Raw genomic sequence first — 21,772 nt, forward strand, 5'->3', positions numbered from 1 at the left:
CCGGAATGGTGGGCGACATCATTTCGGAACGGGTGGGCGACTTCAAATCGGAATGGTGGGCGAGATCATCTCGGAATCCTGGGCGACATCGATCGGAATCCGCAACCTTTGCCTTCTTCATGCCGATCCGCTTGGCGAGCTTCATGCCCCAGGTCTTTAGAGAAGACCATTTTTTGGTTCGATAAAGAAGGACAGTGGCGGCCTCGAACAAGTAAGTTCGGAGAAGCCGGTCGCCCCATCGAGATATCTTTCCGTTGGTGTCGGTTTCGCCGGATTGGCTACGTCGCGGCGTAAGGCCGAGGTAAGCGCCGACTGTCGACGCCGATCGGAAGCGCGAGGGATCATCGATCGTGTGGCGGAACGTTAGGGCCGTGACGACGCCGACACCCGGGACCGTCATCAGTCGCCGCGTCGTCTCGTCCAGCTTCGCCAACTGGCGGACCTCGTTGTCGAACTTTTCCTGTTCTTGACAGATGTTCTCATGGATCGAGAGCAGCGGCGATATCACGTTGAGGAGTAAATGATCAGCGCCTAAGAGTTCGCTGACCTGGTTGCGGAACTGTTGGCCGATCGCGCGATCGGAATAGTAATCCACATTCCTTGATCAAGCTGCGAATCTGGTTCTCGATGTCTCGGCGCATGGACACTAGCCGAGATCTGGCGACAAGGATCGCTCGGATCTTTTGGCTTTCCTCACTTTTGACCTTGACCTCTCGATACCATCCCACTCGCACCAGTTCGGCAAGGCCTCGCGCATCATTCTGATCGCTCTTGTTCATACGGACCGACAAAGCTGCGTGCGCATGCCGAGCGTCGATGCAGACCACCGGAAGCTCAACCCTGCGGAGTTCATGCCATAGCCAACTCGCCATCGCACCCGTCTCGAAGCCGATACGCTCGGCTTGAGTCGCATGTTTGCGAAGCAGGTCGGTCAAGGCACCAGGATTAGACTTGGCTTTTCCTTCGAAGATTACTTGGCCAGTCTCGTCGACAACGCATACAGCGGTTTCTCTCTGTGAGACGTCCAGCCCGACGTACTGCTTCATGGGAGCTCCTTCGAATCAGGTGATTGCGAGGGCTCGACAATAACGCGGCTTGCATGCCACGAGCGCCGACCGCAATTACGTCATCGTATGCAAATCGGAAACCTGGCGAGAGCCTACGATATACGCCGGATCTGAAACGCACCACGCCAACGGCGGCGTGACTGCTTCTCGCCAGTTAATTTTGCGCTTTGCGTTGGAGCAATTGTTGACCTTCATTGACGGCGTCCATAACGCCGCCGCCGACCATCATGTCGAGCATCAACATGAGATCGGATAAATCGGCATACTGAATAAAGGGCGGACCCGCCCGGCGGGTAACGACAGGGCTTTCCGGCCTATGCCGGTTTTTCGCCCATTGTTGCGTGAATGCGCTGCTTAGGTTTGCGACGCCGGATGCTGGGGTAATTCTCACAAAGTCGAAGCCCTTATATGCCGCCGTGTCCCTGTTCATGGCATGGCTTAGTATAAGGCCATCGATATTCTCACCCGGAAACGCCCTCTTGTATGCCGGGCGATAGGCCTTGTACGCGATGTGAACCCATACCTGCCGCCGGGCGTGGAGAATGCCAACGTTGGTTGATCGCTGATCGGAAGAAGAGGAGCAATATCGGCCGGCTAGGGTGACGAGGAGGGCGCTTCTCAAACCCGGGCCTGATACAACCCGCTCCACAGCGCCAACGTAATTGCGGATGGCGTCCTCATCGAGGGCGGCGATCGGAACGTGAAGACATTCGGGCAAAGCCCATCGGGTGAGGGCTATGTCTTTCGCGATGTCGTCGATGAGCAATGCCATAGGTGCCCGTTCGAAGCAGTATACCGCCACTCTTCTCGCGGCTGAACGGATTCTGATCGTAAAATGCCTCGTACCTGGAGGTGAGCTTAGCCTTGGGATCCGACAATCTTGTTGCCGGACAGCACGAACGTCTTGGAGTTGACGTCACTGTCTAGAGAACCCTTCTTTTTGGCCCGCACGAGGGTCGAATGTTCCAAGCTTTGTCCGCTCGAGGTGTCGCTATCCGAAGCATACTTCTTGGCGACCTTGACGAATTCCTCCGCCACGCGGTCTGCCTTCTGAGCCGGCTTAGCGACTGAATCGACGCCCTTTGACGGAGAATCGATGGGTTCCCAATCGTCCATAGAGCCGCTGAAAATATCAGATTTTCCGGCCATTTTGCGACCTCCGATCCACTGGATCAAGTTGCCATTATATAGTGTTTCACCAGCCTAGTCCAAGGCAGGTAAATTGTCTGAGAATCTTGTTTTCGATCGCAAGTTCTTCGATTTTCGTGCGGCCATGAGGCATGCCGCGAATGTAGTCTATTTTTGCCTGGAACAGGGCCTCAGCCGGCCGCTTTCCGAGGGATATCTGCCTCCAGAACGCCGAATGCATCGGGGCTCCAAAATAGTCCAAATTCCCCTCAACAGGGGAATAATGCGCCCCCGTGCAGCCCACAAACGCCGAGGCTCCTCCAGCAAGGAATGAAAGTGCGATCGATTGAGCCGGCGTGACGACTTGGAGCGGATCGCCAGCGCGGTACACGGACGCCCGCGTACGAACGGTCAATGCACCCCAACAGCAACCGGCGAAAATGACGGCTCCGCAAGGGTCAGGAACGTTACCGACCGTCATCGCCTCAAGCATACCCCCTTGAGTCTCGCCCCAAAACCGAGAGGCGTCGGTATCCGAACCGTGGAGCATCAGGTAAATGAGCTTCGCCGACAGGCTACCCGAAACAATGGCCTCCGAGTGAACCTCCCGCGAGGTTAGCATCGTTTCCGGACCAGGAAGTCCGGTGTACACGTTATCGGCGAAGGGCCGCACGAAATTGCGGAGCCCGAACCGGCTCAAGGACGGCGAAACGCCCCCATTGCCCGTCAATGCCACGTCGACGATCCTTGCCGTGTGTCCGTCCGGAATTCGGGAAACGGGAACGTCGGCCAGACGGTCTCCATCAAGATCGCCATAAATCTGGTCGCTCCAGACAATGAAGTTGTCCGGATCGTTCTGGGCGCTTGGTCCGATGCTGTTGCGCAGACTAGGAGGAAGCGTATCGAACCGCTCGGAGGGAACGACATCATAGCCGCCCAGAATCACGACGCCTTTGACCGGCACGTTTTGCGCAGCGCGACGGATCGCGTCGAGCGGGGCAGCCAGCCCGTCGAGATCAACGATGGTTTGGCGGGACGAGGTGATCGTCGCGATCGCACCCGTCGCCTCCGATTTTCCAATGTTATCGGCGAGGCGCCTGGAATTCGTGACAAACAGAAGCGCTGGAAGATCCCTACCCCCGGCTAGTTGGTTTTTTTTAACATCGCTCACGGGTTTTGGCGGCTCCTTAATGTCGGGTTCGCCCGGCTCGATCTCGATCGTAATCGTGACTTTCGTCTTCTGATGGGGGATTTTGGCGGTAACCTCAACCTCACCGGAGGTCGTCGTCCTGACCACGGATACCGGGCCTGGGGGACGACGGGGCGCTTCCGAAACTGCAGGAACTGGTGATGGCACCTCGGACGATCCCTCCTCCTCCGGCATGACATCCTTGGCGTTCGGCGATGAATCGTTCAGCTCTCCGTCGTCCACGCCGATTTTCAGCTTCGAGCCGGCGAATGACACTGTTATGCGCCCGTTCCGGTCGGTCCGCGCCCAATGGTAAGTGTCGGTAATACTCTCGAGAAATTTGAGGACGCCCGGATCTGGATGCTTGGGATCTCCCCTGCCAGTCGAAATTCCGAATGCCTGAGCATCCTTGAACGCTGTCAGCACATTCTCGTCAAACCCATTGTAGGACGCATGGTGCGGAAGCTTGACGAACTGATACGGGCCGGCAGCCTTGATCGTCTCCAATAGCGCCGTCATCGAATCGTCGAGGCCTGATACCTCGGCCACGGCCAATTGCATATCGCCGGTGAGCAGCACTTTCTGATTGTCCGTCCCGAGCGTCAGTACGATGCTCTGGTCATTCAAGGCGGCACCGGGACCCACCCTATCGAGGTATTGCCGTAGGTCGTCCGTCAAACCTACGGTGGGAGGCGCGGAGTTGGACAGAAGCGCACGATAGATCGCAACCGCGTCCACAGCCGCGTCGCTGGCGCGGATACCGTCCGCGGCCTTGCGCACTTTCTTCTTGAGTCCGACGAGCTCGTCGCGGCATACGGTGAGGTGCTCATTCGTCGGCCCCAGGACTGAGAGGCCGAAATCGGAGAACGCCTTTTCGATCTGTTTCACTTTCGCAGACGGACCCGTGTACCGAACGATCTTGGTACCGTCGGTCTTAAGCTTGGACAACATGGCGGAATAGTTGTCGGAGAGTTTGACGGCGTCGGTCAGGAATTGGTCCAGTGCGGGGCCGTCGAGGTCGGGCTGCGGCTCTTCGCACATCGCGGCCACAACCTTTGCAGTCTCTGCGTCCAGCGAGGCATCCTCGCCATCTGTCGGGAATCCCATTTTCTCGTCGGCGACCAGGGCCCATTCGAACTCGACCGTTCCGTCCTGCACCATCTTCGGGAGGCAGCCGATGTGGTCCGAGTGGCAGTGCGTCACTACGAGTAGATCAATCTTGAAGGGCGGTTTCCCCAACACCTTGGTTATCTGTTGAGGGATGGACGGTGTTGTGTCGCTTGGTTGCCAATCCCCCGGATGGGCACCGTCGATTAAGATCCGGCGATCACCCTCGACCGCAAGAATGCAGTCACCATAGATCTTCGAACCCATGTCAAAGAGATACAATTTCATTGGCTGGCCCCAGCAAAAAAATAATGTCTGCAAAAACGACGGTTCGAAAAGCCGCTGAGTTGTATCCTATGACAACTACTACTGATCTCCAAGAGATATTAAAACTGTCATGTGCAAGCGGCCTGTGATGCGCCGGTCGGAACCAAAAAATTCACGTGGGTAGAGAATGGTCGAAGGCTCTCAGGAATCAGCGCAGGGGGACCACTTGGACGGCTCACCGAATACCGGCCAAGGACCTGTATCGTTGCTCTTCAAACCAGTCCCGCATTCCCTTCCCCCACAGTCCAAAGGAACCGGGCGTGGTGTCTGCGATGGAGAGGCGCCAGGATCGTTGTTCGTCTGGCAGCGCAGCAAGGTGCGCCTGGAAGCCTGATTTGAGGCGAACTTGCTGCTGGATGGCCGCAAAGCCTTCGACAGGAAACAGCCCAACCGATTTCGGGAGCTCCGCGACGATCGCTTCGGCTTCGGCGTTGTAAGAGACGCAGTCCGCGGCTTCGCTACGAATGTCGCCGTCCGGATCCGTGAGAACGGTGATTGCCGTTCGAACCGGCGCCTGCATGGCCAACACGCATGCTGCGGCACGGCGTTCTTCGCGCGTGCCCCGTAACATCAGCTCGAGCCGTGATCGGGTGAGTGGCAGCAGTTCAATCCGGCCGAGCAGGCTCGTGTAGAAAGCGTCGCTATGGCCGATACGTGCGCTAAGCTCGTCGGCGAGTTTACTCGTCCCCGCCAAGCGAGCATAGTCCGCGTAGACTTTCGAAGCTCGATGGAGTTGGCGTCCAGCAAGGACGTGAACAGACCCTTCCGGTCCCCCCAGATGGTCAGCAGCTCCAGCATAGCCACCCGAAGCGAGGAGTCCGACGATAGTTCGATCGCTCCCCTTACACGCTCCACATCCTGATCTATCGATCGTGCGATCAAGGGAACCAATTCGGCAAACAGTGCGACGCCACCCGACGGAGCAAACAAACCGTCGACATCCTGGGGCGCGCGACCTTGCTGCTCCACAGTGAGGCGGATCAGTCCAGGAATATTATTCCAACGGATTTGAAGCCGCGCTCCGGGGCAGTGACGCGCTATCGCCAACGCCGCGGGCAAGACCTCGGACGCTTGCTTCGAACGAAGCACATCGCTCCAGGACGGATCACATGGAAATGTGGGAAGATGTGCCTGAAGCAGCAGGCGTCGCCACAGTTCGACCTTCGGATTCGAAGCAGCGGGGGCTTCCGACAACCCCGCCCAGACGGCATAACCCGCTATCGAAGCTGCGTCTCGGTACTGACTTCTCGCAATCAGGCTAAGAAGAAAGCCATGGTCGAGGCGGCATCCAACGCGCACGGCTGTGTCGACGACCAACGTCGGAGATGGTCGGGTGCCGGGGACATCGGCTACTCGGCGGAGATAGCGCTCGATATCCGGCGTGCAGATGCCTTGCAGGCGACGGAGGATGTCCGAATGGTCGAGGCCAGTCCCTCCGCCTGATAGATCCGTCAAGGCCCGGTCCACAGCACGCCGGGGATCAAGGCGGAACAACCCTCGCAATGCGGCCAGCCTGATCTCGGCTCTTTGATCAAGCGTCCAACGTACGAGGAGCGGTACCTGCTCGGCGCCCACGATTTCGGTCAGAAGCAACCGGGCACCGAGCTGCGTTTCGAACGGTATGTCCCGGCGCGCCAGCAAGTCTTGTGTCAGTTTGGAGGCAGATTCGATATCTCCGGCGGCGACCCGCTGCGAGGCTGCGACGAGAGGATCCAGTCGGTCCGCCACCAGCGGTGCCACCGGTTTTCCAATCGGAGCCACGAGTGGAAGTTGCCGGTTGGCTCGCGGGCCGAGCCGTTCGGAGCCGTATGCGTAGGTCCAAATATGCTGGGGGTATCCGGGAAGGGGATAGTGCGGATGACCGCGATAGGCGACCAGACGTCCTCCTTCTTCGTCAACGTACTCGGTCGCATCGATGATGCCATACCATGACACCAAGCAGAAGAAGATCAGCGCCAACACCGTCAAAAGACTTCTGGCGACTATTCTTCTCAATTGGCGTGGCGAGTATCGCGCCGTGGCGAAACGCACGGACTCCAGAGTCTGGCCGCGCATCACGAAGACCAAGGGATCACTGGTGTAGGTGCCGGCGAAGACCATGTCTTGCGGCGGAAGGTTGGCTTCCGCGCGTTTTTCCGCGATGCCGGCATTCAGCCCCTCGATGAGATCGGAGAAATAGATGGCGCCGTCGCCGCGACCGACCACGCGACGTCCCTCCAGAATTTCGACAAGCGACGTTGAGAAGTGGGTTCCAAACCCGTCGGCCGTTTCCCAAGAACGCTGACCGGCGCGTGCGGAAGCCAACACCAGGCGGAATTCCCCCGATCGGAGCGAACGGAATGCCGCAGGTGCATGCTCGGCAGCCGCGGCGCTGAAACAGCAATCAAGAAGCAGGAGAATGCCCCGGCACTGTGCCGCCTCGATTAGCTCTCCGATATCACCTCCCGAGACCGCGGAACCGGCTAGATCGCCTTCCTTCGTATCGGCCGTGCACAGGTAGAAATTATCGGCAGCCGCGATGCCATGACCGCCAAAATAGATGACAATCGTATCGTCTGCCGAGGAAGCCTCGAACAGCGATCGCAGATGGCTCAGCACCGCCGACCGAGTACAGGTCAGACCGATCAACGCGGGTCCGGCTCTGTCCAGCGGAACGCCGCACCCGTCGTCGCGTCGTAGCGCCTCGATCAGGGCTCCCGCTTCCCGCTCCGGCGTCGGCAACGGCGGCAACCAATTGTCAGCAACGCGGCCCACGCCGATCGCTACGGCGCGAACCGTACTGCCAAAGCTTGCGGCTGTTTTTCTTGCTAGAACCAAGACGTGAGAAAGCCTCGACGAGCAGGCGTGAGCGGAGCGTCTTGACCCGGCACCTGTCCTCGGGCGATGGGGGGCGCGCCCCCACCGCCTACTGCGCTGGTGGCACCGGCGGCGGAACAATAGACAAGAAATCCGTTGATTACGCCGACGAGATACGGCATCGGACCGGCGCCGTCGCTCGCAACCACGCCGGCAAGGACGATGATCTGGGCGACCAGCAACCCAAGCCATTTGGGGTTGAAGTTGAAGGCCGTCTGAAGGCCGTTGCAGATGACGAAAGTCGCGCCCGTCGCTCCGCTCAAGGTCAACATGCTTTGAACGGTGAAAAATTCGTTAGGCATTTGCACGACTGTATATCCTCCAAACAATCAAACTCGCACGGTAAGGCATCATCTGTTCGCTTTGAGGGAAACGATTCGACCATTGACGGGGAAGCCAACAACTGCTCGCTCGACATTCAGGCGCAGTCTCCTTCCCGATTCCACGATAGCCAACGCGATCACGACGATGCATGCGGAGCGCGCCAACCATCGCGACGATCAAAACTGTCCCAGTTTTTCCGAGAGGCAAGCGAAGCTCGACGCATGAGCGTACGGCCGAGAAGGTGCATTATGACCGTCCCGGACTGGGGCAAAGCGGGCAATCCGGGCCTACCGCATCGATGTCAGTAGGACTGCTGAAGTGATCATGGCCAAGATCGAAAAGCGCCCGATCGACGCCCATCTTATTTCCATTCTTGTCGCAATCAGCCAAAAACAATTCGAGCTTGTTCTTGCCTTCGCTGGTTTGTGAATTTTCGAGTATCTTGAAGAAGGCGTAGATCGCTCGTACGTCGTACAGTTTCATGCCTTTGCGGGGGGAACCTGCCACGTCTCTCTCCTTTACTCCAAAGCCATTGCTGTCAGTTCGGGCTTAGTCTAGAGGCCCGGGCCCACACGTCCGATACCTGTTCCTAGTTTCGTCAGGGCGTCTTGGGTGTTGAAATCGCGCTGCCGATCGAGGGCAGCCGACGCCGCAGCCTTTTGGCCGACATATCCCGGTGCAATGATGCGTCCATATTCGTCGAATTGAGGCAGGCCCTTGGTGTTAGGCGGGAGACGCAACAGGATGAGGATCGTGTGAAGGTCCTGACGGCTGTTGTCGATGTTCAAGGAGGCACTGGAGGGCACGAACCGTCCAGTAACTGGATCGATCGCCGTCGAGGGATCAACATTTCCAGTGAATTTGGTGGTGAACGTCAGGGTATCGGTCATCTGCGCGGTGGTGTAATTGGCATCGTCACCGGCAAGATTTCCCCACTGATTGGCAAGCAGGAAGCTATTCACCAGGGAGTCGATCCTGAGTAAGCCTGTTGCGGGATAGAGCGCGTTGACTTGCTGCGGCATGCCATCGCAAGTCTCCTCCTTCATCAACCGCGCCAAACTGTCGAAGCTGTCATAGGCCCTGAAATGCCGTTTGACTTCACGCGTCCGATCGTTTTTGGCGACAAGCCCGATGCTGTCGTTGCCGGCAAACAGTTTCTTCACAAGCGTAACATTGACACCCGCGGTATTCACTTCGGTCGTGTCAATCGTAAAATCGTAGCTGACGGACGTGTCCTTGTAGAAAAGCAAAGGCGCCCTGATCTTCGTATCGGTAATCTGGTCCCACTTGACCTCGTGGAAGTGAGCGGGTTGCTGCTCCAGCCATGCAGCAGTTTGGTATCCGGTCATTCCACGATACACGACACGATCTTTGCCCGTGGCGATCAAGGCAACGATCACTCGGCGGATGGCATCGCGGGTCTGACACCGGATGACCGAGGCGATTCGGTCGCTGTCAAAAGAAGTAGTGTCCTCGGGGAGCGGATAAATCGAGCACGCGCCACAGCAAAGCGTGGATAGGAGGGCAATGCGGGCGATCCATTGCATAAAGGCCTCTTTGCAATTGTTCAAATGTGTCCAAATTTCCGGATGTCATAAATAGCCGCTAGCGGCAACGACCGTCGCGGCTGCTCCGCGCGACCATCTTGTTCTTTCCAACGCGAAGTGCGGTTAAGTGTTGTTGAACGGCGTTTGTCGAAGAACGTTGAATCGACACCTTCACCCAAGCGTCATTGTCGAAAGGCCCGCAGAATTCAGTATTTAGTGCAAAGCTTCCTTCCTCGAATTCATATCGATCTCTTATCCAACGAGCGTCATTGAGACGATGATCAATGCCCGCGGAGCAATCGCTGCAAACCGCCTTCGTCCGCGCACAATCGTGGTACGCACTTGAATCGATTGGTAGTATCCTAGTTGTCACATTACTGAAAGTTGATCAACGCGTCAATTGACACCACCGAAGGACTTCTGAGGCCCTCCGGAGTCGCTTGCTCCGCCGACCACACATACACGAAGCCCCGGCGAAGCGGCCCGTAGGCCGAGCCCCTCCGCGTCGGCCCGCCGCAATCGTACGGAGCCGAGCCGCATCGTGGTCCGCACCTCCCTCTCCACATTCGCCTACTCCGTCCTGATTCCCAATCTGCAGGCCTTTTCCGCCGCAATGAATGAGTGATCGTTGACGTCATCAGCTCGCTGTCGCCGCCAACCTCATCCTACGATATCCTGATCACAAGGGATCTTATGATGGTCGAGCCGGCAGACGGCTGGGAGATCTACAACGAGCAGCTTGTGTGCGTAAGCACTCCAACCCACGTTGACGGCAAGAGCCTGTCAATCGTCCGCTCGATGCCCATTCTGAATATCACGTCCAGACCTGACATATTGCCGACCTGGCTGCGGGCGATGAACATGAAGTCTCAGGACATCAGATCTGGCGCGCGTTACGATCACAATTATTTGGCCCCGCCGGAAGTGATCACCGGAAAATGCCTCTGGCCGCGCCAGAAATCACCATAAGCGATCTTGTACGGGAGAGCCTGTTACGCGTCATGCCTGGCTCGCGCACGCGAGCGGCATGCATTATCGCGCCTATGCGGTGGACAGGACCGAGAATCCCGAAATTGCACGGGCCTTTTGCCACTGGCTTGTGCGGCTTTGCAAGAAATATGCACTTTTGAAAGCAGCCTATGACCTGTGGGGTAGGTCCAGCTTAGATTGTGACGTCGTCGCTCGGAGCCGAACGATCTCGCTGTCATGCCAAGCCAAGGCGGTGGCAAGCCGCTTGTCTGGCAGCGCGGCCTCACGTTCGAGCAGCAGCGCGAGCCATTCGGCGTGGCCGAGGCTTGCGCCGTCGCCGGTTGCTTCGGTGTCGGCGAAGGCTTTGGCCCTTCCGTGGAGGCCGAGTGCGTTGAGGCGGTCGAGGGTCGAATGGCTTCTAGGTAAGAGAATGCGAAATCTGCGACGCGGCCAGCCTTTGGCGTTGAGCTTCCTAGGGCCGCAGGCCAGACAGGCGTGCGCAGGGGCGCATCGCCTCAAGGGAAAATGGCACCCGGACAGCGTGAGCATAGGGACCTGAAGGGGCACGCGGGTCCGAGTGCAGCGACGAGACCGGTTCATAAAATCCCGGCCACGATCGGAAGCCCCGGCCTGGATGAAGACCGGTTTTCCTATCTAGCGCTTTCGACCTGTTTTCGAAGCAGGTGGTGCCCACTTGCGGCGATATGGCGTGTTCCGGAACGACTATACCGTTGCAGCGCTACGGGGAGCACTACGTCCTGAGACCGCCGCACGGCATGTTCTCGGGCGCCGTTCAGGCAATCGCATAAGGGTTCGATACCCGGGATGGACCGCCCCTACAATGAGTTCGCAGATGAGGGCATCGCTGCCAGGTAGCGTCGATCTAGGAGTGATTTGGGGGGACGACCCTCCTCATTGAATCAATTCGAACCGGAATTGGTTTTTCTGGCAATTAGCCCGAGCGAATATTCCGGCTGGTTACAAATTGGACTCCGATTTCCGAGCCGTCCAGTCGAATCAACTTGCATCGCCGGTAAGCTAATCCGACGGTTGAAAGCAGCAGGAAGAACTGGCGAGCTTTGAGCACGTCTGTAGATCCATCAATTCGAAGGCGTGCTCCGGTGTCGGAAACGTCGATGAGAATGCAATCGCGCCGCCACGTGCCGTCTAGACCTAAAAGGGTTGCCCGGTACTCGTGCTCGAAGTGAACGCGCTTTGATTTTCGCTTATCCCATCCGGACATCTAATGGCTTCCAGTCCAGATCGGGCGAAGCGGAGTCAAATTGCTCCTCATCTGGCCTCGCATCTGCAATCAAATGAAAATGACAACTACCAAGAGGCAAAATATCTGTCGGCTTGATACGATAGCAAAGATACTGAAAGCGGACGCGGCTCTCGCGGCCACTTTCCGAAGATGGTTCGTGCGGGCTCAGGCGACGTAGTTGGAGAAGCTCCGGGACAACAGCGATTAAGGTCCTACAAAGATGGCAACACGACCGACCAACTCACTTTACGTGAAGACGAGCGGAAGCAGAGTTGCGCAACTCCAGCTCCCGACAGCACCAGAAGCTGCTGCTGACAAGATCAACAATGCCTATGAACTCAATTTTGGTGAGGAGTAGAGATCAGGTAATCCTCGGTTCGCCGGCTCATCATGAAAGATTATTCAAATACGGCGCACAATTCCTGCTGGTCTCCCGATGGGCCGCTGGTTTCCAGCAGGATCAGCGAGCAGTGCGCCGCATTCCCGCACCGTTCAACCCTGTGGCGCGTAAGGGGACGCGATCGCCAATCGGCAGTAGAGTAGAGCACCTGCGTTCAGATGCAGAGCAGGACTGTCGAACGCGGAGACGTCTTGGGCGCGGCACAATCGCGACGCGAAGCCCATTTGGCTTCGTAAACAACCAGGCTGATGCCGCCCAATTTGAGCGCCGATAGCGACTACTCACTTTCGATCGCCCTCTGTGCGCAATGGACGCCTCTACAGTAGTCTAGGCACGGGCGAAAGATCATAGGTCTGAAATCGTTTTTGACTTCACAAGTGGCGAGTCCGGCTTTTGATTCTGGCGGTCCCCAAGTAAGGGCTTTTATCTCGAACAGGGTTTGAGGTAACTTCAAGAGGCCGCTGTCCCCCGCCAGCGGTGTCTTAGCCTCGTCGGGAGAGTTCGTCCGATGCCAATCCAAGTATGGGCTCTCGCCACGTCAATTGGTTGGACATTGGTCGTGGCGGCGATCCTGCTCTGCTTGATCTTCAGCCCTGGCTAATCCGGCGCCTTACGAGGGGCGAGACGCCTAACCGTCGTGATTGCGCAGCCGTGTCCACCGGAGGCCGGGTGACTGGGGTGGGCAAGAGTACTCAGAAGCGCCACGCGGAATTGGAAAAGCCGCGGAGGAAAAATCATCTTTTGCCGGAGCCTCGAAAGAGCACCTCTAACGTGAGGTGATGCCAGCAGCAGCAGCGACTACGCGGCTGCTGCCGATCGCGAGCAGCGACCGACCGTGGTCGACATCGACATCGATATTGGCATGCCGACCGCGGGGATGTTGATGTTGATGTTGATGTTGATGTTGATGTTGATGCTGCTGTTTGCGTCGAAAACGACAAGTCGATGGTCGGCGGCAATCTCTGACTGATCCGCCGAACAGCATGGTTACGCAGGCGGCCAGCGCGGAACCTGCGAGCGGCGCCTGATTCCATATCTCATGCCGTCAATGGCGCTTTCCACCGCATGAAGCGCCGCTCCAGTGCCTCCAGAATGGCATTGAACACCAGCCCGATGACCGTCATGCTGAGGATGCCGAAATACATTTGCGGAATCAGGAAGCTGTACTGGCTATTGATGATGAGATAGCCGAGGCCGGCCTTGGCGCCGACCATTTCGGACGCAACCAGCACCAGCATGGCCGACGCGCTGGCCAGACGAATACCGACGAAGATAGTGGGAAGCGCAGCCGGCAGGATGACCTTGCGAAACAGCTGCTGCGGGGTTGCACCCATGGTCCGCGCCGACTTGATCAGCAACGGATCGACCTGTTTCACCGCGGCAACGGTGTTGAGCAGCAGCGGCCACGCGCAGCTATAGACCACCATCGTGATCTTCGACGTTTCGCCGATTCCGAGCAGCAGGATGAAGACCGGCAGCAGCGCAAGCGGCGCGGTGTTGCGGCAGATCTCGATGAACTGGTTCACGAGATTGCCGAGACGCGCATACCAACCGACGGCCACGCCAAGCGGGACGATCAAGGCGACAGAAATCAGAAATCCGCTCAGGGCACGCAGCAGGCTGGCGGAGACGTCATCATAGAGCTCGCCGGTTTGCGCAAGCTGCCAGCCGGCCGCGATCACCTCCGAGAAGGGTGGCAGGAACACGGGATCGATCAGCCCGAGCCGCGGCGCCACCTCCCATGCCGCCAACAGGGCAATCAGCAGCAATGAGCGGTGCCCGAAGGCAGCCAGCCCGCGGGCCGCGGCGCGGATTCGGCCGACCGCCGGCGATGCCGGGCCTTCCACGCTGGTGAGCGGCTCTCGGCGCCCGTGTGCAAGCTCCAGCAGCGTCAACATCTCGAGACTAGACATGGACGCCCCCTTCCACTTTGCGATCGGCTCGTGCGAAAGCGCCGGCGGTCAATTGCCCTTGCTGCGCTCTCAAGACTTCCTCGCGTAACAGACTCCAGACCTCGTGGCGCACGCGGCCGAATTCAGGCAGCGAGCGCACGTCGTCGGCCTCGCTGCGCAGCACGTCCGGAATGTCGATGATCCGCTTGATCCGGCCCGGACGCGACGTCATCACCGCCACGCGCTGGCCGAGCACGATGGCCTCGTCGATGCCGTGGGTGATGAAGACGATTGTCTTGCCGGTGGCGCGCCAGATCCGCAGCAGCTCGCCCTGCAGCGTCTCGCGCGTCTGGGCGTCCAGCGCGGCGAACGGCTCGTCCATCAGCAGCACTTCCGGATCGTAAGCGAGGCTTCGCGCGATCGCGACGCGCTGCTTCATGCCGCCGGAGAGCTCATGCGGGTAGCGGTCGGCAAAGCCGGACAGCCCGACCAGGTCGAGGAAATGCCGCGCGATGTCGAGCCGCTGCTTGGCCTTGAACCCGGCGATATCGAGACCGAACTCAACGTTCTGCGCGGCGGTGCGCCAGGGAAACAGCGCATACTGCTGGAACACGATGCCGCGGTCGCGAGCGGGTCCGGCAATCGGCCGGCCATCGAGCAGAATCCGGCCGTTGGTCGGCAGCGTGAGCCCGCCCAGCAGATCGAGCAATGTGGATTTCCCGCAGCCGCTTGGGCCAACCAGGGCCAAGAATTCGCCGGAGCGAACATCGAGCGTGATGTCCTCCAGAGCGATGAAGTAGCGGCCTGGTGCGCCTCCCTCCCCGCGCAGGACGAACTCCTTGCGGACATGCTCGAAACGGATCTTGACGGAAATCATCGGGCCTCCGCCGTTTTTCCGGGACGAAAATAGTTGAACGCATTGGTGTAGGTGTCGGAAGCCTTGACCTGACCCGGCTTGAACAGGCCGTCCTTCACCAGCCAGTCGATCCATACCAGGATTTCGCTGTCCGAGATCAAGCCGCCCTTGGATGCAACACCGGTGCTCTTCCAGTATTTGATCGAGGAGGCATCCTCGTTGCGCTTGCGCTCGGCGATGATCTTGTCGAACCGGGCCCGCACCTCTTCCGGCGGTGTGGTCTGGGCCCATTCGATGGCCCGCGAAATCCCCTCCACCAGCTTACGCGAGGCATTGGGATTATCCTTGATGAATTTGTCCCGCAGGACATAGGCACCGCCGGTGAACTGGCCGAACAGATCGGTGTCGACAAAGAGCGAGCGGATGCCACCCCGTTCCAGCGCCTTGTCGCGCAGGACACCGCCCAGCGCGCTGACCTCGACCTGGCCCTGGCGCAACGCTTGCTCGCCGCTGACTGGCGGGATCGCCACCAGCGTGACCTGCCTGGCTTCACCAGCGCTGAGGCCGGACCTAGCCAGGTACTCGCGCAGCACGAACTCCAAATGTGCGCCCAGCGTGTTGACCGCGACCTTCCTGCCGATCAGGTCATGCGCGGTCTTCGGGCTGTCGCCCTTCACGAAGTAGCCGTAATAGGTGTTGGCATCGGAGCCGTAGTAGCCGACCACCGCCTTGACTGGCGCCTTCGCCGCGATCAACTTGAGGATCGCCCCATAGAACGCGCCGCCGATGACGATATCGCCGGTGACGACGGTCTGGATGTCCTGCGGCCCGCTGATGGTGTTGCCGACCCATTTGAGCTTGAGCGGGGCGAGATAGCCAAGGTCCTCGGCCAGCTCGATAAACGTCACCTGCCCGGCCGATCCCTGGTAGCGGATCTCGGTCTTCTCGAGCGGCGGTTCGGCGAATGCCGGGGCCGTGAGGCCGAGCGCCACGGCGCCCGCCAACAAAACCCGCAACGTGTTGCGGGTGGCCTGTCCCAACCCGGCGCGCCTTGCGGGAAGCAATCGAAATATAGCGTTCATCATTGTGACTCTCGTGAGCTGATCAGGATCAAGCGGCTTTGGCGGTCTGGGGCTTGGATGTCTTGACGCGCGTCACACTGCGGCGACCGTCGACGCTGAGCGGTACATCGCCATCGATGGTGGCCCGGCGCACAACGCGGTGCTGGTCGCCATAGTCGTTGACCGCGTAATGTTGCGTGGCGCGATTGTCCCAGATCGCAACGTCGCCGGCCTCCCAGCTCCAACGAACGGTGTTTTCCGGCGCCGTGATATGCGACTGGAACAGGTCGAACAGCTTCTGGCCGTCGGATTTCGGCAGGCCAACGAAGCGCTGCACGAAATTGCCGAGCACGAGCGTGCGCTCGCCTGTCTCGGGATGGACGCGCACCACCGGATGCTCGGTCTCAAAGATCGTTCCGGTGAACACCTCGTCGAAGTGCTTCTTGTCCGCCTCGGTTGCCCGCGTCTTCACGGCATAATCATAGGCGTTGCTGTGAACGGCCCACAGTTCGTCGGCGAGCTTGCGCAGGGGCGCCGGCAGGTCGAGATAGGCAGCTGCCGTGTTCGACCAGACGGTGTCGCCGCCGTAGGGTGGAATCACCACGCCGCGCAGCACCGAGATTTTCGGATAGGCGTCGACGAAGGTGACATCCGTATGCCATTGGTCGGCGCGGCCACCGCCTCGGCCCGAGTCCAGCTCCAGGATCGACGACGTGCCCTTGATCGCGCCGACCGTCGGATGGGGCACCAGCTCGCCGAGTCTGATGGCAAAGCGCTCCTGTTCGGCATCGTCGAGATGTCCCTGGTCCCGGAAGAAGATGACCTTGTGTTCGAGCAGCACTTGGTTGATGGCACGGATGGTCTCGTCCGAAAGCTCGCCCGACAGTTTGATGTTCCTGATCTCGGCGCCAAGCCTGGCCGCACGCTTGACGATGTCGGCGCGCGGAATGACGTTATCAATTGTTGTCGTGTTGCTCATGGTCGTGCTCTCGTCACTGCGATCCCCGTGGACAACGCTCCGCCATGCGCCGGTCGCGGAAACGACGGCGGAGATAGATGAAATCATTTCTGGCTAGGGGCCCTACTCGGCCGCAACGTGCTCCGGCAGACGGCCCGAACCGGGACATCGGTCACTGCGATCGAATTGGAGCATGATGAAACGACCTCGCGTTGAGGTCCTGAATGGTACGAGCGATCGATCGTCAGTCAATGAAACAAAACCAGCTTTGTTTTCGGCGAGAGGCAACGAACGCTTCATTAGCAATGCTGACACTGAAAGATTTGCAATGATGACTGCCTGCCCGGCTGCAAGAGCGGCGCAATTTGACGCGACGCAACGCACTTCTCGTCCGGTGACGCGATATAATCGTTACAACCGCCGCCGTTCCTCGTGGTGACGCCTGCTCTCGTCTTTAATTGGCGCTCTGCTCGCAAGCTTAGTGCCTGCATCCACCTCAACAATGCAAATTCATTTCATCGACATCAGCGCGACTGCAGACGTAGAGTCTCGCGTGCTACAGCTTCCAATGCACGCGGATCTCACAAATGAGCGAACGACGGCAGCTTTCACTCAACTTCTTCATTTATCCAGACGGCCATCACGAGGCGGCCTGGCGTCACCGGAGTTCGGCAGCCAATCGCATCCTCGACGTCACCTATTACCAGGAGCTGGCGCAGCGCGCTGAAGCGCACAAGTTCGACGCGGTCTTCTTCGCCGACGGCCCGGCGCTGGCGGACAATGTCCGCTATGCGCAACGGTTTCGACTTGAGCCGATCACCCTGCTCACCGCGATCGCGTCCGCTACCAGTCGGATCGGCCTGATCGCGACCGCATCGACGACTTATACTGAGCCCTACAACCTGGCGCGGCTGTTCGCCTCGCTGGATCACATCAGTAGCGGTCGGGCCGGCTGGAACATCGTGACAACGAGCACGCCGCAGGCCGCGCAAAACTTTGGCTTGCCCGAGCATCCTCCGCATCACGAACGCTATGAGCGGGCGCGGGAGTATCTGGACGTCATCACGCGGCTTTGGGACAGTTGGGAGGACGACGCGCTCATCAACGACCCGATCTCGGGTGTTTTCGCCGACACCGGCAAGATCCACGCAATCAATCACGTCGGAAAGCATTTCCGCGTGCGTGGGCCGCTCAACATCTCAAGGACGCCGCAGGGACGACCGGTCTATGTCCAGGCCGGCTCTTCCGACGACGGACGCGCCTTTGCGGCACGTTTCGCAGAGGCGATCTTCACCGCGCATCAGACACTGGCGAGCGCCCAGGAATTCTATGCCGACATCAAGCGTCAGGCGCGCGCCTTCGACCGCAGTCCCGATCAAATCAAGATTCTGCCCGGCATCAGTCCTTTCATAGCCAGCACGCAGATCGAGGCCGATCGGCTGCAGGACGAGTTCAACGAGCTGATCCAGCCCGAGTATTCGCTGACCCAGCTGCGCCAGATGATCGGTCTCGACCTCTCCGGGTTTGACCTCGATGGCGCCTTTCCCCGCCATCTGATCGATACCGAGGGCGCCCACGGCGCTGCCAGCCGCTTCAAGCTGGTGATCGACATCGTCGATCGCGAGAAGCCGACGATTCGTCAGCTCGTGCAGCGCCTGGCCGGCGCCCGCGGCCATTGGGTGATTGCCGGACCGCCGGAAAAGATCGCCGACAACATCCAGACTTGGTTCGAGAATGGCGCGGCCGACGGTTTCAACGTCATGCCGCCCTGGTTGCCCGGCGGGTTCGACATCTTGGCCGAGCAGGTCGTGCCCATTCTGCGCAAGCGCGGCCTGTTCCGTCACGACTACACGGGCACAACGCTGCGCGATCATTACGGCCTGAGCCGGCCGGCCAGCATCTTCTCCAACGCCATTCAGGCGATCGCATAGTTCGCCTGTCGCAAGAGAAGCCTAACCGGATTGCCTTTATTGGGCCGCTGGACGGCTAAGACGCGAAACCAACCTGCGGAGTCTTCGAAATGCGCTGCGCTTTGGGAAGCTGGTTTTGGCGATGCACGAGCTTCGCAACGAGAGCGGCTGGTTCGCCGCACTGGCCTCGGTGGTGTAGGAGCGCGGGCTCAGCCGCTGCGAGTGTAGGATCGACGTGCGGCTCGACACGCCTTCCCAAAGATCAGCCGTGGTGGTGCGTCGGATTGCGCCTTTTCTGCTCGGCATGTGGCGCCGCAGGATCTGTCATCAAACATCGCACTGAAACTCGTCACCGAACGCCCGTTTGCCAATCCGGAAGTCGCCGCCGCCCGCCATCTCCTTCAGCTGGCGTCGGTCATCGAGCCGGTACAGGACGGCCGTGCCCGCATCGAGAAGATCAACTATCCTTTCCTCTACCCACTTAAGGAAACCGGCGCAGAGTTCGGCGCGCCGGCATGAGGTGCGCTGTAGAGAAGGGCGAGCTGCATGAGAGCGGCACATACGTTCGGCTGTAGACGCCCGCCGAGGATCTGCTCCGTGAGTAGAGGAGCGTGAAGGACAACCACGCCGCGAGAGACGCGCAGAGGCAAATTCCAAAATAAGGCAATACAAGGCGCATCGGGCTTCCCTCCGAAACGCAAATGTTGATCATCATCTCATGCGCGGACGACGACCACCAGGAATCAGGGGTTGCAATCCCGCGCCTTCCGGCAAGCTGGGAGGCGCGTTCCCAGCGGAACATAATGTCCGATAGTCACGTTTCGGTTCCCGCGAATTTCAGCTTGCAACTGAGAAAAGGTTAGCGCTAGATTTTCCGAACCGGGGCTGGCTGCATATTTCACTTGGATATTTAACCCGGCTTTTTTGACCATGCGCGGGCCGCAGCGATTTAACCTCCGCTGCGGCCTTCGTACGTACGGTTACACCCGCTAGCGCGGATCGGTGAACCTCTTTCTCAGCTTGCACGCAGTCTTTTCCCACCCCGGCGAAATCCTCCTGAAACATGCGGGGCGATAGTGGCAGCATCGAACACGGGGATGCCAACATGCTAGTCCTGATGAACCTGATCTGGCGGCGCCTTGCTTATACGATGCTCGGCGGTATGCGGTCCAAGCTCGTCCGGCAGTAGGGTAGAGGGGCTGTCCGCCTGGGGGGCCACCACATGCCCAAGCAGATCAGCCCTGTGGTCCTGGCTGCGTGCGCGATCGCATTCAGCAGGGCAACGCTGGTTGCGTCGCAATAAAAAGGGAAAACCCGCCGCCTCGTGAGACGGCGGGTCTCTATGCCCATGCGCACCGCGGTACTTGTCACCAGGCCGCGATGGCGGCTTTTGTACCTGTTAGGTATTGCCGGCAGGTTACCGGCTCGCTGTGCGTCTGCCGCTCTCCCGCTGTTCGGTGGCGCGCTGAAGGCAGAACGACTCCAAGGAGTCCGATAGGCCGGTCGGCAGCGCGCCGGACCCTTCTCTAGGTTTAGAGCGGGGGCGGTAGCTACGTCCCGCCACCGGGAGGGACCCGTGACCGCTATTCGGCTATCGAAGGCATTGCGTGAAACGGTCGACAAATGGGCTGGCAAGCAGGAGGATCAGTCCGGCCGTTCCGAAGCCATTCGCCGAAGTCGGGATCGGGCTGAAGGCGAAGGCAGAATAAACGCATTCAACGGTCGAGGGGATGGACCATGAAGCGACTATTCGGACTTATCGCACTGCTCATTGCGGCTGGCGCGTTTGCTCAAACCGCTCCGCCGAAAGCCGCCAAAAAGCCGCCTGTTCAGGTCAAGCCGCAGGCGCCAATGGGATGCAAGCCCGTCGGCACGGTCAGGGGACCAAGATTTGGGCCGGCGATTGTACAGCGCCCTCAGATCTCAGGGGCAGCGCACCAGCCGCCGAACCCACGGCGCCAGCAGAACCGCCCGGAGCGCCCGCTAAACAATAGCGGGCTTCCTTTCCCGTTCCGTCCGCGCCGAGCGGGCGAACTTGCCATCGTCTGCTCTGAGGACGATATTCGGATTATCTAAGGTAACTTCCGGCAGCTTACAGGCTCATTTCGATGGAGGCTGCGATGCTCGCATTGGAATTGCCGCACTGGTTGATTGTTGCTGGCAGCGCGCTGGTGATGGCTGGACTTGTAGGCCTAGGGCTTACCCGAAACAAACAGGTTGAGAGTGATCCCCTTATGCTTCCGGGGGACGTAAGTTCATCGAGATCTGAAAGGGCCGATCCATCGGGGCCCTCGGGCACCAGGGATTCAGGCTAAAACCCCATCCCTCGGAGCGCATCCGCGCGCAGGGAACATTTGGCCTCCCGCCGAGTCCCTATCGGGACGTGCTTGTGAGGCGACCAATGGAGAAAGCGGTTGCCTACGCGATCTCAATCGGAATTGTCGGCTTCGGCGCCTGGGGCCTCGTTGCCGGCCGCTCCTCGAGCGCACCCATTTTCTGGTCATGCGTCGCTCTCGTCGCCATTGCAGTCGGCATCTGGAGCGTTTGCAGCGACAGCTAAAGCACGTTGCGGGCGATCATGGACCTGACGGCAACCGAGCGCGATTTCCTGAGCCGTCTGGCTTCGCAATTCTGGACCAGCCCGCCGTTGTTTGACCATGAGCTCGTCGGCCGGTTGGTCGAGCTGGGACTCGTCGAGGCCGAACTGCTGGCATCGGGCGAAGTCGCGTACAGCATTACCGCGGCCGGCCGAGTTACTTTGTCCTGATCGTGTGCCGCGTGTGTGCTCAGGAGGCGGGCTCTGTTATTTGTGAAAATGGCTCAAAATTGGCGGCGTGTCCGTCACGCTTCATCCGAACGCGCCTCCATTGCCAAGGCTTTCTTCAAACGGAGAATACCCCGCCCTTCCGAGAGCGAA

At 59.3% G+C, this 21,772-nt stretch carries 21 protein-coding genes; 6 read left to right on the forward strand and 15 right to left on the reverse strand.

The genetic code is table 11. From position 1 onward, the window contains the following. The 10 genes from ACFQX9_RS29790 to ACFQX9_RS29835 all read right to left on the reverse strand — a co-directional run. Positions 1-595, reverse strand: a 595-nt coding sequence (locus ACFQX9_RS29790) for a transposase (RefSeq protein WP_377791302.1), incomplete at its 3' end; no start/stop codon positions are given. Further along, positions 525-1,046 carry a transposase gene (locus ACFQX9_RS29795; RefSeq protein WP_377791303.1) on the reverse strand — a complete coding sequence of 174 codons (522 nt, stop codon included), beginning with the start codon at positions 1,044-1,046 and terminating at the stop codon, positions 525-527. The genes ACFQX9_RS29790 and ACFQX9_RS29795, both read right to left, overlap by 71 nt. A gap of 175 nt (positions 1,047-1,221) precedes the next feature. Next, positions 1,222-1,839, reverse strand: coding sequence for a hypothetical protein (locus ACFQX9_RS29800; protein WP_377791304.1), 618 nt, complete (start codon positions 1,837-1,839; stop codon positions 1,222-1,224). 86 nt (positions 1,840-1,925) lie between these two features. Next, positions 1,926-2,216 (reverse strand): hypothetical protein, encoded by a 291-nt coding sequence (locus ACFQX9_RS29805; RefSeq protein WP_143273862.1) that lies wholly within the window; start codon positions 2,214-2,216, stop codon positions 1,926-1,928. A 46-nt stretch (positions 2,217-2,262) separates the two neighbouring features. After that, positions 2,263-4,779 carry an MBL fold metallo-hydrolase gene (locus ACFQX9_RS29810; protein ID WP_377791305.1) on the reverse strand — a complete coding sequence of 839 codons (2,517 nt, stop codon included), beginning with the start codon at positions 4,777-4,779 and terminating at the stop codon, positions 2,263-2,265. A 214-nt stretch (positions 4,780-4,993) separates the two neighbouring features. Further along, positions 4,994-5,338, reverse strand: a complete 345-nt coding sequence (locus ACFQX9_RS29815) for a hypothetical protein (protein ID WP_377791306.1) — start codon at positions 5,336-5,338, stop codon at positions 4,994-4,996. Positions 5,339-5,388: 50 nt separating this feature from the next. Beyond that, the gene (locus ACFQX9_RS29820) at positions 5,389-7,635 is read right to left on the reverse strand and encodes a caspase family protein (RefSeq protein WP_377791307.1); all 2,247 of its coding nucleotides are present in this window, start codon (positions 7,633-7,635) and stop codon (positions 5,389-5,391) included. Then, positions 7,626-7,976, reverse strand: coding sequence for a hypothetical protein (locus tag ACFQX9_RS29825; RefSeq protein ID WP_377791308.1), 351 nt, complete (start codon positions 7,974-7,976; stop codon positions 7,626-7,628). The genes ACFQX9_RS29820 and ACFQX9_RS29825 overlap by 10 nt, the downstream gene beginning before the upstream one ends. A 268-nt stretch (positions 7,977-8,244) precedes the next feature. Continuing rightward, on the reverse strand, positions 8,245-8,505 hold the full coding sequence (locus ACFQX9_RS29830; protein ID WP_377791309.1) for a hypothetical protein: 261 nt from the start codon (positions 8,503-8,505) through the stop codon (positions 8,245-8,247). 47 nt (positions 8,506-8,552) lie between these two features. After that, the gene (locus tag ACFQX9_RS29835; RefSeq protein ID WP_377791310.1) at positions 8,553-9,545 is read right to left on the reverse strand and encodes a hypothetical protein; all 993 of its coding nucleotides are present in this window, start codon (positions 9,543-9,545) and stop codon (positions 8,553-8,555) included. A gap of 621 nt (positions 9,546-10,166) precedes the next feature. On the opposite strand from ACFQX9_RS29835, the gene ACFQX9_RS29840 reads away from it, so the two are divergent. Then, complete coding sequence (locus ACFQX9_RS29840) at positions 10,167-10,514, forward strand: hypothetical protein (RefSeq protein WP_377791311.1); 348 nt, start codon at positions 10,167-10,169, stop codon at positions 10,512-10,514. Positions 10,515-11,466: 952 nt separating this feature from the next. Here ACFQX9_RS29840 and ACFQX9_RS29845 read toward each other — a convergent pair. After that, on the reverse strand, positions 11,467-11,757 hold the full coding sequence (locus ACFQX9_RS29845; RefSeq protein WP_377791312.1) for a PilZ domain-containing protein: 291 nt from the start codon (positions 11,755-11,757) through the stop codon (positions 11,467-11,469). A gap of 1,256 nt (positions 11,758-13,013) precedes the next feature. Between ACFQX9_RS29845 and ACFQX9_RS29850 the strand changes: the two genes are divergently transcribed. After that, positions 13,014-13,148, forward strand: a complete 135-nt coding sequence (locus ACFQX9_RS29850) for a hypothetical protein (protein WP_377791313.1) — start codon at positions 13,014-13,016, stop codon at positions 13,146-13,148. Positions 13,149-13,215: 67 nt separating this feature from the next. Here ACFQX9_RS29850 and ACFQX9_RS29855 read toward each other — a convergent pair whose 3' ends face one another. Genes ACFQX9_RS29855 through ACFQX9_RS29870 form a run of 4 tightly spaced genes read right to left on the reverse strand, consistent with a single transcriptional unit; the run spans position 13,216 to position 16,966 of the window. After that, positions 13,216-14,091 (reverse strand): ABC transporter permease, encoded by an 876-nt coding sequence (locus tag ACFQX9_RS29855; protein WP_377791314.1) that lies wholly within the window; start codon positions 14,089-14,091, stop codon positions 13,216-13,218. Continuing rightward, complete coding sequence (locus ACFQX9_RS29860; protein ID WP_377791315.1) at positions 14,084-14,947, reverse strand: ABC transporter ATP-binding protein; 864 nt, start codon at positions 14,945-14,947, stop codon at positions 14,084-14,086. Before ACFQX9_RS29860 ends, ACFQX9_RS29855 begins: the two co-directional genes overlap by 8 nt. Further along, positions 14,944-16,011 (reverse strand): ABC transporter substrate-binding protein, encoded by a 1,068-nt coding sequence (locus ACFQX9_RS29865; RefSeq protein WP_377791316.1) that lies wholly within the window; start codon positions 16,009-16,011, stop codon positions 14,944-14,946. Before ACFQX9_RS29865 ends, ACFQX9_RS29860 begins: the two co-directional genes overlap by 4 nt. Positions 16,012-16,036: 25 nt before the next feature. Next, positions 16,037-16,966, reverse strand: a complete 930-nt coding sequence (locus tag ACFQX9_RS29870; RefSeq protein ID WP_377791317.1) for a TauD/TfdA dioxygenase family protein — start codon at positions 16,964-16,966, stop codon at positions 16,037-16,039. 566 nt (positions 16,967-17,532) lie between these two features. Between ACFQX9_RS29870 and ACFQX9_RS29875 the strand changes: the two genes are divergently transcribed. From ACFQX9_RS29875 to ACFQX9_RS29890, 4 genes are all read left to right on the forward strand, one after another. Beyond that, on the forward strand, positions 17,533-18,876 hold the full coding sequence (locus ACFQX9_RS29875; RefSeq protein WP_377791318.1) for an LLM class flavin-dependent oxidoreductase: 1,344 nt from the start codon (positions 17,533-17,535) through the stop codon (positions 18,874-18,876). Positions 18,877-19,161: 285 nt separating this feature from the next. Continuing rightward, complete coding sequence (locus tag ACFQX9_RS29880) at positions 19,162-19,374, forward strand: hypothetical protein (RefSeq protein WP_377791319.1); 213 nt, start codon at positions 19,162-19,164, stop codon at positions 19,372-19,374. A 1,882-nt stretch (positions 19,375-21,256) separates the two neighbouring features. Continuing rightward, a complete protein-coding gene (locus ACFQX9_RS29885; protein ID WP_377791320.1) occupies positions 21,257-21,415 on the forward strand; it encodes a hypothetical protein in 159 nt (52 codons plus the stop codon). An 18-nt stretch (positions 21,416-21,433) separates the two neighbouring features. Continuing rightward, positions 21,434-21,622: a hypothetical protein gene (locus ACFQX9_RS29890; RefSeq protein WP_377791321.1), complete on the forward strand. Its 189-nt coding sequence runs from the start codon at positions 21,434-21,436 to the stop codon at positions 21,620-21,622. The last annotated feature ends 150 nt before the right edge of the window (positions 21,623-21,772 follow it).

Source organism: Bradyrhizobium sp. GCM10028915, assembly GCF_042666195.1.
GTDB lineage: Bacteria > Pseudomonadota > Alphaproteobacteria > Rhizobiales > Xanthobacteraceae > Bradyrhizobium > Bradyrhizobium canariense_D.

What these genes read in the sequence shown, in the direction of transcription:
- ACFQX9_RS29835 (WP_377791310.1), bottom strand. Translation starts at nt 9,545, where the DNA reads ATGCAATGGATCGCCCGCATTGCCCTCCTATCCACGCTTTGCTGTGGC.
- ACFQX9_RS29865 (WP_377791316.1), bottom strand. Translation starts at nt 16,011, where the DNA reads ATGATGAACGCTATATTTCGATTGCTTCCCGCAAGGCGCGCCGGGTTG.
- ACFQX9_RS29845 (WP_377791312.1), bottom strand. Translation starts at nt 11,757, where the DNA reads ATGTCCGGATGGGATAAGCGAAAATCAAAGCGCGTTCACTTCGAGCAC.
- ACFQX9_RS29805 (WP_143273862.1), bottom strand. Translation starts at nt 2,216, where the DNA reads ATGGCCGGAAAATCTGATATTTTCAGCGGCTCTATGGACGATTGGGAA.
- ACFQX9_RS29885 (WP_377791320.1), top strand. Translation starts at nt 21,257, where the DNA reads ATGGAGAAAGCGGTTGCCTACGCGATCTCAATCGGAATTGTCGGCTTC.
- ACFQX9_RS29815 (WP_377791306.1), bottom strand. Translation starts at nt 5,338, where the DNA reads ATGCAGGCGCCGGTTCGAACGGCAATCACCGTTCTCACGGATCCGGAC.
- ACFQX9_RS29870 (WP_377791317.1), bottom strand. Translation starts at nt 16,966, where the DNA reads ATGAGCAACACGACAACAATTGATAACGTCATTCCGCGCGCCGACATC.
- ACFQX9_RS29825 (WP_377791308.1), bottom strand. Translation starts at nt 7,976, where the DNA reads ATGCCTAACGAATTTTTCACCGTTCAAAGCATGTTGACCTTGAGCGGA.
- ACFQX9_RS29860 (WP_377791315.1), bottom strand. Translation starts at nt 14,947, where the DNA reads ATGATTTCCGTCAAGATCCGTTTCGAGCATGTCCGCAAGGAGTTCGTC.
- ACFQX9_RS29800 (WP_377791304.1), bottom strand. Translation starts at nt 1,839, where the DNA reads ATGGCATTGCTCATCGACGACATCGCGAAAGACATAGCCCTCACCCGA.
- ACFQX9_RS29855 (WP_377791314.1), bottom strand. Translation starts at nt 14,091, where the DNA reads ATGTCTAGTCTCGAGATGTTGACGCTGCTGGAGCTTGCACACGGGCGC.
- ACFQX9_RS29795 (WP_377791303.1), bottom strand. Translation starts at nt 1,046, where the DNA reads ATGAAGCAGTACGTCGGGCTGGACGTCTCACAGAGAGAAACCGCTGTA.
- ACFQX9_RS29810 (WP_377791305.1), bottom strand. Translation starts at nt 4,779, where the DNA reads ATGAAATTGTATCTCTTTGACATGGGTTCGAAGATCTATGGTGACTGC.
- ACFQX9_RS29890 (WP_377791321.1), top strand. Translation starts at nt 21,434, where the DNA reads ATGGACCTGACGGCAACCGAGCGCGATTTCCTGAGCCGTCTGGCTTCG.
- ACFQX9_RS29875 (WP_377791318.1), top strand. Translation starts at nt 17,533, where the DNA reads ATGAGCGAACGACGGCAGCTTTCACTCAACTTCTTCATTTATCCAGAC.